This window comes from Rhizobium sp. WYJ-E13, from assembly GCF_018987265.1.
In the GTDB taxonomy this organism is placed as follows: Bacteria; Pseudomonadota; Alphaproteobacteria; order Rhizobiales; family Rhizobiaceae; genus Rhizobium.
The window spans coordinates 1,403,298-1,416,229 of record NZ_CP076854.1 but is presented as its reverse complement, the minus strand read 5'-3'; the positions used below and the strand labels follow the sequence as shown (position 1 = coordinate 1,416,229).

The 12,932-nt window shown below is 60.5% G+C and carries 11 protein-coding genes; 4 read left to right on the top strand and 7 right to left on the bottom strand.

Features of this window, described 5'->3' with window-relative positions; genetic code table 11:
• Nucleotides 1-19 precede the first annotated feature (19 nt).
• From KQ933_RS28000 to KQ933_RS27985, 4 genes are all read right to left on the bottom strand, one after another.
• Entirely contained in the window at nucleotides 20-1,060 is a 1,041-nt protein-coding gene (locus tag KQ933_RS28000) for a LacI family DNA-binding transcriptional regulator (RefSeq protein WP_216759255.1), read from the bottom strand.
• Nucleotides 1,061-1,551: 491 nt separating this feature from the next.
• Complete coding sequence (locus tag KQ933_RS27995; RefSeq protein ID WP_216759254.1) at nucleotides 1,552-1,857, bottom strand: hypothetical protein; 306 nt, start codon at nucleotides 1,855-1,857, stop codon at nucleotides 1,552-1,554.
• A gap of 191 nt (nucleotides 1,858-2,048) precedes the next feature.
• Nucleotides 2,049-3,944 carry an ABC transporter ATP-binding protein gene (locus tag KQ933_RS27990; protein ID WP_216759253.1) on the bottom strand — a complete coding sequence of 632 codons (1,896 nt, stop codon included), beginning with the start codon at nucleotides 3,942-3,944 and terminating at the stop codon, nucleotides 2,049-2,051.
• Between the two features lie 24 nt (nucleotides 3,945-3,968).
• Complete coding sequence (locus KQ933_RS27985) at nucleotides 3,969-5,822, bottom strand: ABC transporter ATP-binding protein (RefSeq protein WP_216759252.1); 1,854 nt, start codon at nucleotides 5,820-5,822, stop codon at nucleotides 3,969-3,971.
• A gap of 307 nt (nucleotides 5,823-6,129) precedes the next feature.
• On the opposite strand from KQ933_RS27985, the gene KQ933_RS27980 reads away from it, so the two are divergent.
• The 4 genes from KQ933_RS27980 (at nucleotide 6,130) to KQ933_RS27965 (ending at nucleotide 10,992) form a co-directional block, all read left to right on the top strand.
• On the top strand, nucleotides 6,130-6,999 hold the full coding sequence (locus tag KQ933_RS27980; protein ID WP_216759251.1) for an aldose 1-epimerase family protein: 870 nt from the start codon (nucleotides 6,130-6,132) through the stop codon (nucleotides 6,997-6,999).
• Nucleotides 7,000-7,275: 276 nt separating this feature from the next.
• The gene (locus KQ933_RS27975; RefSeq protein WP_216759250.1) at nucleotides 7,276-8,682 is read left to right on the top strand and encodes an FAD/NAD(P)-binding protein; all 1,407 of its coding nucleotides are present in this window, start codon (nucleotides 7,276-7,278) and stop codon (nucleotides 8,680-8,682) included.
• A 77-nt stretch (nucleotides 8,683-8,759) separates the two neighbouring features.
• Nucleotides 8,760-10,685 carry a PAS domain-containing sensor histidine kinase gene (locus KQ933_RS27970; protein WP_216759249.1) on the top strand — a complete coding sequence of 642 codons (1,926 nt, stop codon included), beginning with the start codon at nucleotides 8,760-8,762 and terminating at the stop codon, nucleotides 10,683-10,685.
• Nucleotides 10,686-10,716: 31 nt separating this feature from the next.
• A complete protein-coding gene (locus tag KQ933_RS27965; protein WP_216759248.1) occupies nucleotides 10,717-10,992 on the top strand; it encodes a hypothetical protein in 276 nt (91 codons plus the stop codon).
• 115 nt (nucleotides 10,993-11,107) lie between these two features.
• On the opposite strand, the gene KQ933_RS27960 is transcribed toward KQ933_RS27965, so the two are convergent.
• Genes KQ933_RS27960 through cyoC form a run of 3 tightly spaced genes read right to left on the bottom strand, consistent with a single transcriptional unit; the run spans nucleotide 11,108 to nucleotide 12,932 of the window.
• Nucleotides 11,108-11,866 carry an SURF1 family protein gene (locus KQ933_RS27960; RefSeq protein ID WP_216759247.1) on the bottom strand — a complete coding sequence of 253 codons (759 nt, stop codon included), beginning with the start codon at nucleotides 11,864-11,866 and terminating at the stop codon, nucleotides 11,108-11,110.
• 47 nt (nucleotides 11,867-11,913) lie between these two features.
• The gene (gene cyoD / locus KQ933_RS27955) at nucleotides 11,914-12,315 is read right to left on the bottom strand and encodes a cytochrome o ubiquinol oxidase subunit IV (protein ID WP_216759246.1); all 402 of its coding nucleotides are present in this window, start codon (nucleotides 12,313-12,315) and stop codon (nucleotides 11,914-11,916) included.
• A complete protein-coding gene (gene cyoC, locus KQ933_RS27950; protein WP_216759245.1) occupies nucleotides 12,312-12,932 on the bottom strand; it encodes a cytochrome o ubiquinol oxidase subunit III in 621 nt (206 codons plus the stop codon). Before cyoC ends, cyoD begins: the two co-directional genes overlap by 4 nt.

Here is a 12,932-nt window from a genome sequence, read left to right as displayed (position 1 = left end):
GGGATCTTTCGGAAAGGAATCAGGGCCTGAAGCTCTGGCGGAAAACGAGCTCAGGAATGACGCGTTCATAACCCGGCGGCAAGTCCGGATTTGCCAGGCGCCGCTCCATCAGTTCGACGGCGCGCAGCGCCATGACCAGCGGATCCTGACGGAAGGTGGTCAGCTGATAGCTCAGCCAGGACGCCTCGGGAACATCGTCGAAGCCGATGATGGCGACATCCTCGGGAATGCGCAGCTTGGTCTCCTGCCGCACATAGTCCATCAGCCCAAAGGCGATCTGGTCGTTGGCGCAGTAGACGGCGTCGGGACGCATCTTTTGCGAAAACAGGGCGCGGCCCGCGGTAATGCCGCTCTCATAATCCGAATCCGCGCCGCGCCCGATGAACACTTCTGCGCCCAGACCTTCGGCCGTCGACAGGAAGGCGCTTTCGCGCTCGATGATGCTCGGTGTGCCGGTGTGGGAGCCGGCAACTGCCAGGCGGCGTCGTCCACCCTCGAAAAAGACTGTCGCCGCCTTGCGGGAGGCTTCCGAGTTGCCGGCGCGCACATGGTCGGCATCCGGTTCGGAGCGGCCGATGACGATGAGCGGCTGGCCGTTGCGCTGCGCAAGCTCGAAGAAGCTTGCCGGCGGCGAGCCGGAAAGGATGATGATCGCCTCTGCGCGATGGCCGATCAGCATCTTCTGGGCGGCCAGCAGTTCGACTTCCGTCTGGCCGGTGTTGATGAGGATCGGAATGCTGCCGCGCTGGATCAGGAACTTGGCGAGCGCTGCGGCGAGATGGGCGCGGAAGCCGATTTCCGGCTTGGTGGCGACAATGCCGACAAGACGGCTCTGATTGGCCAGTACGCCGCGCGCAAGATCGTTGACGTGGTAGCCGAGTTCCTCAGCCGCGCGCAGCACCTTCTCGCGCGTCGCGGGTGCAACGCTTGCTCCCGGCGTAAAGGTGCGCGATACGGCCGAGCGGGAAACACCGGCAAGCTGCGCCACCTGTTCGGCGCTCACGAAGCGCATGCGCTCCTTCTTCTGTGCCTTGCCGTCGTTCACAGGACCATCACTCATCGGTTTTCCCTCAACGCGCCCCGTGCGCGATAAAAACATTTGCCTTCCAGCACCGCTCAACGATCAGCATTGAAGACTGGTGCTGGATGAGCCGCGGACGGGTGATGCGATGTGGCAATCTCCACCAGCAGATGATGAAGAGAGAAACGATGGCAGTAAGTTGACACTGGGCGCGCCGGAGGGGCGGTCCAAGTCTTGTCGTTTCAGGAATTCATCCCCGTCCATTTTCTCTGCCCATTGCGCGGGTGCAATCATGTGGCACAGCCGTGCAATTGCCCGGGCCGACACCTAACGGTGGTTCTTTGCAGACGAATGACAGATGAGAGATTTTTCCGGCTGGGCGGAATGAGCCGCAACCAATACCGTCGTCAGTTTCTGGCGAGCATGGCCGGGATTGCAACTCCAATCCCGGCCGAGGAGGCGAGAGGCAGCGGCGATACCGAGGGATCAGGTCAATGCCGCTTTAGTGCGTCAAGTGATTCTCGAAGCCGTTAATCGCAGACCCGTACGGTTTCGGTGTGATAGCCGCCGTCGTAGCGGTTGCGGACGTCACGATCCTCGTACCAGCACCGCGGCGGTGGCGGACCTGCATCATAGTAGCGCGGGCCGTCGACATAGCGGGGACCGCTATTGACGATGGCGCCGCCGATCAGGCCACCGACGACACCAGCTGCCAGGCCGCCGGCAATGGCACGGCCGGTATTGTCGTGGTGATGATGGTCGCGTGCGGCAGCAGGTTGAATAGCCGAGCCCACAAGGGCCATCGCAATCAACAGACTGCCAACAATTCTCTTCATAACATTCTCCTTAGTCGCAAATCGCCCCTATAGAACATAAAATGCTCCACGGCGGCGTTTGTTCGTTCAAATCTTGCACCTTTTGAGGCAGGCCCGCCAAGAAATGGCGCGCAGGGCCTCAATTTATATTTTGCACTGAAATCCTCAGGGCGAATTCGGCTGGGTCAAACGCGCAATCGCAACTGCCGGCGTCAGGTCGCTGATTCCGTCACCGTTTCTTCCAGCACGTCCTCGGGAATATCGTCGAAGGAAGCGTAGTTGAGATTGTAAAGCTTCGAGTAAAGCTTGCCATTCTTCATGAGCTGCTGGTGATTGCCGCTTTCGACGATTTCGCCATTCTGCAGCACGATAATGCGATCGGCTTCCCGGATCGTTGCCAGGCGATGGGCGATGACGAGGCCGGTACGGTTTTCGAGCAGCTTCACCAGCGCCTTCTGGATCAGCATCTCCGTATAGCTGTCGATATTGGCGGTCGCCTCATCGAGCACCAGGATCTTGGCGTCGGCCACCAATGCGCGGGCAAAGGAGAGAAGCTGGCGCTGGCCGAGCGAGAGATTGCCGCCGCGCTCGCCGAGCATGCTGTCGTAACCTTGGGGCGAGCGCATGATGAAGTCGTGCGCGCCGACAGCCTTGGCAGCCTCGATCACCTGCTCGCGGGTGGCTTCCGTCTTGTGATAGCGGATGTTTTCAAAAACCGTGCCCGTGAAGAGGAAGGGCTCCTGCAGCACCATGGCGATCTGCTGGCCGAGAGAATCCTGCGTCAACTCGCGGACGTCATGGCCGCCGACAACGACCTGTCCCTGCTGCACTTCGTAGAAGCGGTGGATCAGCGACATGCAGCTCGATTTGCCTGAACCGGTCGGGCCGACAAGGGCAACCGTCTCGCCGGGATTGACCCTGAAGCTCACATGCTTGAGTACCGGGTGCTTCGGATTGTAGCCAAAGACGACATCGCGGAATTCGACAGAGCCGTCCATGTCGGGCGAAAGCACCTTGGCATCCGGAGCATCCCTGATTTCGACCGGCACGTCGAGCACGTCGGTCAAACGTTGGCCTGACGCCATGGCGCGCTGCATGACGGAATATTGCAAGGTCAAAGAACGGATCGGGTCGAAGAAGCGCTGGATATAGAAGAGAAAGGCGACAAGCACGCCGACATCGAGCGCCTGGTTCAACACGCGCGCGCCGCCGACGACGATGACGAGCGCCATGGCGATACCGGTCAGCGTATCGACGATCGGCACCATGATCTGCGCGTAACGGGCTGCAGTCAGATGCGTCAGCAGATTGGCATGCGCCTTGTCGTCGTAAAGCGTGAAGTTGACCTCCTGCCGGTCCATGCTCTGGACGGCGCGCACGCCATGGATCGCTTCGGCCAGGGCGCCGTTCGCCACCGAGTTCGTCTCGTGCGCTGCCATGAAGGATTTGCGGGCAAGCGGCAGCCAGAACAGGCGCACGACGAAGAGAACCGGCAGCACCGACAGCGTTAGCAAGCCGAGCTTGAAGTCGAGATAGAGCATCACGAAGACGATGCCGAAGAGCAGGAAGATATCGCCGACCGAGAGTACGCAGGTTTCCAGGAATTCCTGCATCGAGTTGACGTCGCCCTGCAGGCGCGACATCAACCGGCCGACCTCGGTCTTGTCCATGAAGGAGAGCGACACGCGCTGGAGATGGGAGAACATCGCCTTGCGGATATCGAAGAGCACGTTTTCCGCTACGCCGCCAACCAGCGTTTCCTGAAAGTAGCTGGCCCCGTAGTTGATGAGGATGGCAATCAGGAAGGCGACGATCGCCAAGGTCAGTGCTGAGCCATTGTCGCCCGGCTGCATGCCATGGTCGATGGCGTAGCGGATGATCAGTGGAATGAGAAGCTGCATACCGGTGAAGACCAGCACCGAAATCACCGACAGGATCACATCGCGCCGGTAGGGATGCACGAAGGCCCAGATGCGCTTGACGATGTTGGAATCGAAGACCTTGCCGAAGATTTCTTCTTCGACCCGCTGCGATCCGACGACCGCCCTTGGCGGGCGCCTGCCATCCTCGCGAACGTCAGGACGCTCGGTTTCCAATTCTTCGGCCATCCTGTTTCCTCCTGCGCCGGTTTCTTACGCGCTCAAAGCGTCGTCGCCCGGTCGCACCTGCAAATCGTAAAGTGCCTTGTATCGTCCGCCGAGCGCCAACAGCTCGTCATGCGTGCCCTGTTCGACGATGCGGCCATCCTCGATGAAGAAGATCTTGTTGGCATGCATCAGCGAACTCAGGCGATGGGCGACGATGATCGTCACGCGATCGGCCGCGTAGCGGCGCATGGCGCTGCGAATGCGCTGTTCCGTTGCCGCGTCGATCGCCGCGGTCGAATCGTCGAACACCATGACCGCGGGTTTCAGCATCAGCGCGCGGGCGATCGAAAGCCTCTGGCGCTGGCCGCCCGAAAGCGAGACACCGCGTTCGCCGACGACCGTGCCGTAGCCCGTCGGCAGGCCCAGCACGTAGTTGTGCAACTGCGCGCTTTCGCTGGCGCGCTCGATTCGGCCTTCCTTGGCCCAGGGGTCGCCATAGGCGATGTTGTTCTCGATCGTCGTCGTGAACAGGAAGGAATCCTGCTGCACGACGGCGACGGAGCGGCGCAGTGACTGCAGGGTCGCCTTGCGAATATCCTGTCCGTCGATGGTGATCTTGCCGCCGGTCACGTCATAGAAGCGCGGGATCAGATGCGCGAGCGTCGATTTGCCGCTGCCGGGCGGGCCGACGATACCGATCGTCTCACCGCGCTTCGCCTCAAAGCTCACGTCGTGCAGAACCTCGTGCATCGGCGAACTCGGATAGGCGAAGCTGACATTCTCGAAGCGCAGCGTACCGTCCGTTACCGTCAACTCCTTCGAATCCGGGGCGTCGCGCACGGCGATTTCAAGATCCAGAAGGTCAAAAAGGCGCGTACCGCAGGTCGAAGCGCGGGCGAAGGCGTTGACCATCAGGCCGAGCTGGCGCACCGGCATCTGCAGGATGGTCATGAAAGTCAGGAACGAGGCGAGCGTGCCGACGGTGATCTCGCCGGAATGCACCTTGCCGCCGCCGACCCACAGCACCAGACCCATGGACGCAAAGAAGGAAAAGGTCATGGCGCTGGTATTGATGACACGGATACCGACGCGCTGATGGGCAAGTTGCAGCGCATTTTTCGAGGCGTCGTCGAACTTCGACAGTTCGTGCTCCTGCGCTGCGAAAGCGCGCACGACGCGGATGCCGCCGAGATTTTCCTCCATGATGCGCGTCAGCACCGAAAGCCGCTGCTGCAGGTCGAGCCAGGTGGCGCGCAGGCGAAGCTGGGTGACGGAAGAACGCCAGCCGACGAAGGGCACGAAGGAGAGCGCCAGCAGACCGAGCACCACGTCGGTCGAGAGCAGCATATAGGCGCCGATACCGATCAGCATGGTCAGCAGGAAGACGCGCACGAGCGCCGTCGAGAAATACATGCGCACGCCTTCGAGATCGAGCAGGCCGACGGTAATGAGATCACCTGAATGCACGCTGTCATGGAAAGAGAAGGAGAGGCGCTGGATTTTCTCGTAACAGGCAAGGCGCAGCTCGTAGCCCATATGGTGGCCGACTGCCTCGCTGTAGTAGTTCTGGATCATCGTGAAGATGCCGCGCAGCACGCTGGCGCCGAGCAGAAGCAGCGCCGTCGTCAAAAGCGCGTCCTGCGCGTGCTGTCCGATCGTACCTCCGTGAAGCGCCACCTGCGTATGGTCGACGGCCTGGCCGAGCAGGCGAGGGATCAGCAGCTGGAAGGTTGAGGCGATCAGCGTGGCGCCGATGGCGAAACCGGCTTGCCAGGGATGGCGGAAGGCCATGACGGTGATGCGGAACAGTGTGTAGAGGCCCTTGCCCCACCCCGCCGCGGTTGCAAGCGCCATCGAAGCCGAAGGCTTCGTCGCGCGTATGGACGCATCGCTGCTCACGGTATTTTTCCAATAGATGTGTGCTCGGACCAAATGGCCCGGAAAGAAGGCAAATCCATGAAGGGATTGATAGCACACCCACTTTTGCCGATTCCGGCAGGGGGTTCAAGTAAAGAATTCACCAGCCGGTTATTTTTACGTGAGCCTTCCTCGCATTGGATGGCAGCGTTACCGTCGGCCCCGCCGCCACACGCAGCAGGGGTATTTTCCGGCTCGAAAACGAAAATCTCGGCGCTCCACATCGCCGGTGGAAATCCTCCTTCCGGGCATGTATGGTCCGCTCGCCAACCAGCACGAAGAGGCTTCGATGTCATCCACGATCCGGATTGCAAATCAGTTTCTCAAGGTCGATGTTTCCTCGCTCGGTGCGGAAATGCAGGCGCTGACATCGAGTGATGGGCGCTCCTGGGTCTGGAATGGTGACGCCGCCTTCTGGACTGGTCGTTCACCGATCCTGTTTCCGATGGTCGGCAAGGCGCCGAACGATATCCTGAAAGTCGATGGCCAGTGCGCGCCGATGGCCCAGCACGGTTTTGCCCGCCGCAGTGAATTTGCGCTGGCATCTTCGTCCGAGACGAGCTGCCGCTACGAGCTTGCCGCTTCAGAGACGACGAAGGCGGTCTATCCCTTTGATTTCCTGCTGGCCGTCATCCACAGCGTCGAAGGCCGGGCTCTGACCGTTGCCGCCGAAGTCACAAACCGCGACAGCCGCTCGATGCCTTTCGGCCTCGGTTTCCATGCGGCCTTTCTCTGGCCGCTGCCGGGTGCTGCAAAGAAGCCGCATACCATTACGCTGGACAATGGTGCCGAGCCGGCGCTGCGAAGGCTCGAAGGAGGGCTGATATCGCCGAAGAAACTTGCCTCGCCCTTCATGGCTGGCAGCCTGGTGCTCGACCACTCGATGTTCGAGCAGGATGCGATGATCTTCCCCGAAGGTGCAGGCTCCGGTCTGCGTTATGAGGCCGAAGGTGGCCCGGCCATGCATTTCAGCTTCGAGAACCTGCCCAATCTGGCGCTCTGGACCAAGCCCGACGCTCCCTTCCTCTGCATCGAGCCCTGGCACGGAACAGCCGCCGAAGATGGCGGTCCGGACGATCTGGAGGGCCGCCCCTATACGATGGTGCTTGCTGCGGGCCAAACGACGCGGTTTTCCTTCACCGCCGAAATCCTCGCCTAGGCCGGACTCATTTTCCGTTTTGGATCAGGGTGTTGGGCAGGTGGTAAAATAAACTTCTTGCTACCTTGTGCTTTTCACGCTTTCATACACGACTAGTTTAATAGACTATGGGGCAGGGTGAGGGCGTCTTCTCCAGCCTGTCATGGTTCCGGACGGAACCCGATTTAGCGGCGATTGTTTTGCATGGCCGCATGAACCTGCCCAACGCATGGCTTCAGATGTTCTGCGTTGAAACCTCGATCGAGACACATGCGGATGAGCCGCAAGGGAGTTGAGATGACGGTTCAGGGACTTTTTTCCGGGAAAGCGATTGCGGCGGCGCAAATTTCCGCTGTGCCGCGTATTGCGATCGTCGGCCGTGGTTTTTCCGGCATGATGATGGCGGTAGCGCTGATGCGCACCGTGCGTACGCCGTTCCACCTCCAGCTTTTCGATCCGAATTCCACAGTCAACGGCGGTCAGGCACTCTCCTCGGCACGGTCGTCCACCATTCTCAATACGCGCGTTCGCGACCTCTCCGTCTCGCTCGGCGATCCCGACGATTTCAACGACTGGCTTTGTAGCAATGCCGAGTTCCGCGCCGCCGTGCCTGCCGCGATTCCGGGCTTCCGGCAGATCTTCGTGCCCAGGGAAATCTTCAGCGATTATGTCTACCAGCGCTTTTCCGAAGCGCTGGCCGCCCGTCGGGACATTACTGTCCAGGTCTGTCACGATCCGGTCGTGGCAATCCGCAGGAGCCATGGCAACCGCTTCCTGCTCGAAAGTGCCAATCCTGCCAATCCGCTTTTCGATACCGTTATCCTCGCGACCGGCTACGGCCTGCCTCGCTCCGAGGCCGAAGAGCAGGAAGTCTCACCGGTCAGGGCGCAGCGCCTTGTTGCGCGTCCTCATACGGTGCTTCTCGGCAGTGGCATTCGCGTCGTGGACCAGCTGCTGCAGCTTCGCGACTCCGGTTATGCCGGGCAGGTAACGATCATTTCACGGCACGGTTTCCTGCCGCAGAGCCACACGCCGAATTCCGCAGATCCGGTCTTCCCGGCCGAGGCGCTGCCGCAAGGCCTGCCGGACATCGTCAGCTTCATCCGCCAGGCCTGCCGCGAGGCGGAAGAGGAGGGGCGAAGCTGGCAGTCGGTCATGAACGGCCTTCGCAGGCACGCCCGTTCGCTCTGGCGTTCGTTGCCGGCGCGCCAGAAGCGTCAGTTCAACCGGCATCTGCGGGCGATCTATGACAGCCACCGCAACCGCCTGCCGGAAACCATGCATCTGCGCCTGAAGCGCGAACTTACCGAGGGCCGCACCGTGCTCAGGCGTGGTCGCGCCGGGCGCCGGGGTCTCAGCGGCCTGTTCTTCATGCCGGCCGGTTCGTCCAGCGAAGTGGTCATCCACGCCGAACGCATCATCGATTGCCGTTGTCATGCGCCTGATCTCTCCGCTCCTCTGATTCAGAGCTTGCTTGCGGCGCGTCTCGCCATGCCTGACGAGCTTGCGCTTGGCTTGGCGGTCAATGCGCGCGGCGAACCGTTCCTGGACGACGGCTCGTCGATTGATGGACTCTTTGCGGTTGGTCCGCTCGGTCTCGGCAGTCTGCCGGACATCGATCTCGTGCCTGAGATCGTCACGCAGGCCTATTCGGCTTCGGAGCGAATTGCGGCACGCTTCTATCCGCAGAGCCAGGCCGTCTGAGGAAATTCCTCGTTCAGCTGGAACTATAAGCCCCTGCCGGCGTTAAACTGCGCTGGTGAATCGTTTAGCGGGGGCCGATGGAAGCCTTGAACCGATATGATACGTCTCTTGAAGACGAGGGGCGTTTCCGGGTGCTCGTCGATGCGATTACCGACCATGCGATCTACATGCTAAGCCCCGAAGGTCTTGTGGCGAGCTGGAATTCCGGCGCCCAGCGTTTCATGGGTTATCGCGCTTCCGAAATCCTCGGCCAGCATTTTTCCTGTTTCTACGTCGATGTCGACAGGCAGGTCGGTCTGCCCGCCAGGGCGCTTAAAATTGCCGTGACGGAAGGACGCTTCGAGGGGGAAGGCTGGTGCCAGCGCAAGGATGGCACGCGCTTCTGGGCGCATGTCATCATCGATCCGATCCGCCATGCGTCCGGCGAGTTGATGGGTTTTGCCAAGATCACCCGCGACCTGACTGAACGCAAGGAGGCCGAGAACGCGTTGAGGCGCAGCGAAGAGCAGTTTCGCCTTCTCGTTCAGGGCGTCTCCGATTATGCGATCTACATGCTTGATCTCGAAGGCAACGTGACGAGCTGGAATTCCGGCGCTGAGCGCATCAAGGGTTACAGGTCAGAAGAGATCATTGGCCGACACTTTTCCACTTTCTATACAGATGAGGATCGCCTTAACGGATTGCCTCAGCAGGCACTGGCCATCGCCAGCCGCGACGGACGGCTCGAAAAGGAAGGCTGGCGCCAGCGCAAGGATGGCTCCCGCTTCTGGGCCAGTGTAGTGATCGATGCGATCAGGGACGATTTTGGCGAGATTATCGGTTTTGCCAAGATTACTCGCGACATCACTGAGAAGCTGGAAACGCAGCGTGCGCTGGAGCGGACCCGCGAAGAACTTTTCCAGGCGCAGAAGATGGAAGCGATCGGCCAGTTGACCGGCGGTATCGCGCACGACTTCAACAATTTGCTGATGGCGGTGCTGGGTAGCCTCGAAATCCTCAAGAAGCGCATGCCGCAGGACCCCGCTCTGTCGCCGCTTGTCGACAATGCCATGCTCGGCGCCCAGCGCGGCGCGGCATTGACCCAGCGCATGCTCGCCTTTTCCCGCCGTCAGGAGTTGCAGGTGGAGACGATTGATGCTTGCGAGCTCTTGCGCGGTATGATGGACATGGTTTCGCGCTCCCTCGGCCCGATCGCCTCGCTTGAAACCGAAGTTCCCGAGAGTCTGCCGGCGATCGCCACCGATCCGAACCAGCTCGAGACGGCCGTACTCAACCTCGTCGTCAATGCCCGTGACGCCGTGTCGGGTGGTGGCCGTATCAGGATCAGCGCTTCAGAAGAGGTCGCGTCGGAGGACGGCAATCTGCCGCCCGGTCATTATGTTCGTGTCGTCGTCAGCGATGACGGGGAAGGTATGGACGAAGAGACGCTGAAGCAGGCCACTACGCCCTTCTTCACCACCAAAGGTGTCGGCAAGGGCACAGGGCTCGGCCTTTCCATGGTGCAGGGTCTTGCCGGCCAGTCCGGCGGCAGGCTCGTTCTGAAAAGCCGGCTCGGGGAGGGAACGGCGGCGGAGTTGTGGTTCCCGGTCGCGGAAGCCGAATGCGTGGTCGAACAGCCTGAACAATCCTTGCCCGAGACCTTAATCAGTTCGCGACCGCTGCGCATTCTTGCCGTCGATGACGACGGGCTGGTCTTGATGAATACGGCCCTCATGCTGGAAGATCTCGGTCACACCGTATTCGAGGCGACCGCCGGCGCCGATGCGCTCGATATTCTTCGCCACGAAGAGGTCGATCTCGTCATTTCCGATCATGCCATGCCACGCATGACCGGTTCGCAACTGCTGCTCGCAATCCGGGCCGAATGGCCAGATATGCCTGTCATCCTTGCGACGGGCTTTGCCGAAATTCCCGAAGGCGTCGGTATCATTGACGTGCCACGCCTCGGCAAACCCTTTTCACAAGCCCAGCTTGCCGAAGCGATCGGGCGGGCAATCGCTTGACGCGCAGAGGCCTATTGATTCCCATCCTTCCATGGCGACCTTCAAGTTCATGGAGCAGGTGATCACCGCGACCAACCTTGCCGTCGATCTCAAGCCGATCGACATCTCCGAACTGCCCGAAGATGAACATCAATCCTTGATTGAAGGAGAGGCGGCGAGGATTGAGGTCAACAGACAATTCCTGTGCGTGTCATGGGGATCCAGCGCACTCAAGTTCCTGAATTCGGGAGAGTTCTTCCTGGCCCTTACCGCAGTCATGCGCAAGACAATCACCGTCGCAAACGCCCAAGTCAGGGACGCTGTGTGACGGCACACCAAGATAACAGCGGACTAAGCTTCGACTGACTTGGTAACGACAGACGGCGACGACTCGCCTTCATGATGAAAGTCGAGAAGCCTGCCGTCCCGATCAGGGTGATCGCTCATGTTCCCCGGCGTACCCTGATCTCGTTTCGCACGATATAGACGAGCAGCCCCGCCACCATGATCGCCAGCACATACCAGGTGATCGCATAGACAAGATGGTTGTTCGGGAAGTCGAGGACCGTCAGCCCTCCGACGGGCAAGCCGCCGGCATTGGGCGTCGCGTCCGCGTCGATGAAAAACGGCGCGACATCTGCGATGCCCCGCTTTTCGGCAATGGCTGGCACATCGCGCGAATACCAGCGGTCGGCAACCGGATCGTTGGAGCGTAAGAGCATGCCTTTCGGCTCGCTCATGCGCATCAGCCCGGTGACGCTTGCGGGTTTGGCAATCCAGCTCTCCGGTCGTGAAGCCGGGTCGCGGCGGTCGGTCGGCACGAAGCCGCGATTGATGAGGATCGCGCTGCCATCCGCGAGCCGAAGCGGCGTCAGCACCCAGTAGCCGGCGCCAAGCGCTGTCGATGCGGTGACAAGCGTTTCCTTGTCGTTTTCGAAGGCGCCTGTTGCCGTCACTCGCCGATATTCGTCATCGGCGGCATTGACCTTGCCCCAGTCGGCGCGAGCTGGCGGGACGACGGGTTCGGCGTGGACGCGCGCATCGACGCGGGCGATCAGATCGAGTTTCCAGGAGAGCCTATAGACTTGCCAGGTGCCGAGCGTGATCAGGGCAGCGATGAGGGCCAGAAGGCCGAGCCCAAGGATCGCAAGTGTGACGGCCGAACGCGGCCTGTCCTGTTGGTCGGAAGAGAGATCGGTCATGAGTAAACCGCAATGGGCGGCGTTGCCGCCGCCCATTTCCCCAGCCGTTACGGCATGTTCTTCATCATTTCTGGGCTCATCGGCATCATGTTCGTATTCAGGTGATACATGACCCAGAGCGAACCCGACAGCGCGATCGCGACGATGATGATCGTGAAGATCAGCGCCATGATCGTCCAGCCGCCTTCCGACTTCGTATTCATGTGCAGGAAGAAGATCATGTGAACGACGATCTGCACGGCGGCGAACACCATCACGAAGATCGCCGTCACAACATGATTTTCGAAGACCTCTCCCATGACTAGCCAGAAGGGGATGGCAGTCAGGATGACGGAGAGAATGAAGCCCGTCACGTAGCTCTTGAATGTGCCGTGACCGGCCTGATGCCCGTGACTATGGCCGTGGTGAGCCTCGTGGGCATCCTCATGTGCCGGTGCTTGCGAACTCATCCAAGAACTCCCATCAGATAGACAAAGGAAAAGACGCCGATCCAGACGACGTCGAGGAAGTGCCAGAACATCGAAAGGCACATCAGACGCCGGCGGTTGGCTTCGATCAGACCGTGCATGGATACCTGCACCATCAACGTGACCAGCCAGATGATGCCGAAGGTGACGTGCAGACCGTGTGTGCCGACCAGCGTAAAGAAGGACGACAGGAAGGCACTGCGCTGCGGTCCTGCGCCCTCATGGATGAGGTTCACGAACTCATAGAGTTCGAGGCCGATGAAGACTGCGCCGAAGAGGCCGGTCACGGCCAGCCAAAACAGCGTTTCCGCCTTTGCGTTGCGCTCCATCTGCAGCATCGCAAACCCGTAGGTGATGGAGGAGAGAAGCAGCATCGACGTGTTGATGGCGACCAGCCTCAGATCGAAGAGATCGGCCGGCGACGGGCCGGCCGCATAGCTGCGGCCGAGCACGGCATGGGTGGCAAACAGCACCGAGAAGATCAGGCAGTCGCTCATCAGATAGAGCCAGAAGCCCAGATTGGTGCTGTTCTCCGGATGATGGTCTTCCGTGAGGTAGAATTCAGGCCTTTCGGCCGTGTCGATAGTGTGATCGCTCAT

Coding starts and splice junctions, on each gene's coding strand:
- KQ933_RS27960 (WP_216759247.1), bottom strand. CDS start 11,866: ATGACCGATCTCTCTTCCGACCAACAGGACAGGCCGCGTTCGGCCGTC.
- KQ933_RS27965 (WP_216759248.1), top strand. CDS start 10,717: ATGGCGACCTTCAAGTTCATGGAGCAGGTGATCACCGCGACCAACCTT.
- cyoC (WP_216759245.1), bottom strand. CDS start 12,932: ATGAGCGATCACACTATCGACACGGCCGAAAGGCCTGAATTCTACCTC.
- KQ933_RS27975 (WP_216759250.1), top strand. CDS start 7,276: ATGACGGTTCAGGGACTTTTTTCCGGGAAAGCGATTGCGGCGGCGCAA.
- KQ933_RS27980 (WP_216759251.1), top strand. CDS start 6,130: ATGTCATCCACGATCCGGATTGCAAATCAGTTTCTCAAGGTCGATGTT.
- cyoD (WP_216759246.1), bottom strand. CDS start 12,315: ATGAGTTCGCAAGCACCGGCACATGAGGATGCCCACGAGGCTCACCAC.
- KQ933_RS28000 (WP_216759255.1), bottom strand. CDS start 1,060: ATGAGTGATGGTCCTGTGAACGACGGCAAGGCACAGAAGAAGGAGCGC.
- KQ933_RS27995 (WP_216759254.1), bottom strand. CDS start 1,857: ATGAAGAGAATTGTTGGCAGTCTGTTGATTGCGATGGCCCTTGTGGGC.
- KQ933_RS27990 (WP_216759253.1), bottom strand. CDS start 3,944: ATGGCCGAAGAATTGGAAACCGAGCGTCCTGACGTTCGCGAGGATGGC.
- KQ933_RS27970 (WP_216759249.1), top strand. CDS start 8,760: ATGGAAGCCTTGAACCGATATGATACGTCTCTTGAAGACGAGGGGCGT.